General features: G+C 78.5%; 1 protein-coding gene. It reads left to right on the top strand.

Annotated features, from left to right (window positions below):
- The first annotated feature begins 195 nt into the window (after positions 1–195).
- On the top strand, positions 196–1,095 hold the full coding sequence (locus DVA66_RS20525; RefSeq protein ID WP_114561586.1) for a MerR family transcriptional regulator: 900 nt from the start codon (positions 196–198) through the stop codon (positions 1,093–1,095).
- The last annotated feature ends 117 nt before the right edge of the window (positions 1,096–1,212 follow it).

Raw genomic sequence — 1,212 nt, 5'->3', positions numbered from 1 at the left:
TGCCGGCGGTCGTCACCTTCGCGGTCGCCGCCTCCGGTCTGGCCGTCGCCGGCGTCAGCGCCGCCTTCTGGGCACTGCTGGCCGGGCTCGCCGTGCGGGCCGTGCTCCGGCTCGGGCGGCCGGCCCCCGCCGCTTGACCCCGCCCCTTGGGCAGGACGGATCGTGGACGTGCACCGACGACGACCGAGGAGACGCATGTCCCGAGAGATCGGCCCCGCCGAGTTCGCGCTGGCCACCGGCCTGACGCCGAAGGCGCTGCGGCTCTACGCCGAGCGCGGCATCCTCGAGCCCGCCTCGGTCGCCCCCGGGTCCGGCCGCCGCGGCTACTCCGCCGAGCAGCTGCACCACGGCAAGCTGCTCGGGCTGCTCCGCCAGGCGGGTGTGCCGCTCAGCGAGCTCGGCTCGGCCCGCGACTTCGACCACGCCCGCTGGCGGGACCAGCTGGCGCTGCGCCGGCAGCTGGAGGACTTCCACCTGGCGGTCGCCGAGCGGCTCGCCGAACCCGACTTGGACGCCCTCCGGCCGACCACCTGGGAGGCGCCCGCCCAGCCGTGGGTCGGCGTCCTCTGCCGGTTCGAGCTGCCCGAGGAGCCCGAGGGCCAGCTGCAGGTCTTCGCCGCCATGGCCGCCGACCTGCCCGGGATCCGCCGGACCCTGCACGGGTGGCCCGGTGCTCCCGCCGCCCGCTGGTGGACGGCCGCGCCCGACACCCCGGCCCCGGCCAGCTCGCGGGTCCACGAGCTCGTGGTGGCGCGGGAGTCCGCGACCCCGCTGGACGCCGCCGGCCGGCGCGCCTTCGCCGAGCACGTCCGGGCCCACCTCGGTGAGCGCGCGGTCCCCCGCACCGGCGTGCTCCCCGAGCGGCGGGAGATCACCTTCGCCCCGGTCGAGCCGCGCCCGCTCGACCCGCTGGAGGAGGCCACGACGGGCTACCTGGAGCTGCTGGCCTTCGAGGAGCACCGGCGTCGCCACCGGCTCGACCCGCTCGGACGCGGCCCGCGGCGGGTCAGCCCCAGCGCCCTGGTGTGCCCGCCGGAGGAGGAGGAGCCGCCGACCACGGTGTTCGACGTCCGTCCCGCCGCGGCCGCGGGCTGACACCGGGCCGCGACGGGGTCCGGCGTCCGCGTCGGGACCGCGGGCGGGCGCCGGCCCGGGCACAATGGCCCCCATGACCGAGCACGACCAGCGCAGCCCCCGGACCGGCGGAGGTCG

It is taken from the genome of Desertihabitans aurantiacus (assembly GCF_003344635.1).
Classification (GTDB): domain Bacteria; phylum Actinomycetota; class Actinomycetes; order Propionibacteriales; family Propionibacteriaceae; genus Desertihabitans; species Desertihabitans aurantiacus.
This window is presented reverse-complemented; position numbering and strand designations above follow the sequence as displayed.

Excerpts from the sequence above, each read along its gene's own strand:
- DVA66_RS20525 (WP_114561586.1), top strand. The coding sequence starts at position 196 with ATGTCCCGAGAGATCGGCCCCGCCGAGTTCGCGCTGGCCACCGGCCTG.